The 406-nt window shown below is 45.8% G+C and carries 1 protein-coding gene; it reads right to left on the bottom strand.

Annotated features, from left to right (window positions below; translation table 11 throughout):
- Positions 1 to 406: thiamine-phosphate kinase (locus tag HC176_RS17060; RefSeq protein ID WP_245234946.1), on the bottom strand; the 406-nt coding region annotated here is incomplete at both ends.

Here is a 406-nt window from a genome sequence, read left to right as displayed (position 1 = left end):
CTCCAGGGCCCTAAATAAAGGTGGAATGTCTTTACGAGCTTCCGGCTTAAGCTGGCGTTCTATAAGATAAGTATATGGATCCAGATCCGGTTGATTTTTGGGATTCACCTTGAACACCTGCTTTTCCCGCTCCAAAACCTGTAGCCCCATATAGGCAGCTCCAAGATCTCCTGTCACTACCAGCAGATCATTTACCTTTGCACCGCTTCTATATACCACATCCTCTTCTTTTGCCCCACCCAGAGCGGTCACACTTATAATCAATCCTGAAGTTGAAGAAGATGTATCTCCTCCTACAACATCAACTTTATATAGTTTGGAAGCAAGTTCGATCCCTGCATATAATTCTTCCAGGGCTTCTACCGGAAAGCGGTTGGAAACGGCAATCGAAACAGTGATCTGCCGC

The organism is Tamlana crocina (assembly GCF_012037625.1).
The sequence above is the reverse complement of the archived record's forward strand: the minus strand, read 5'-3'. Positions and strand labels throughout refer to the sequence as shown.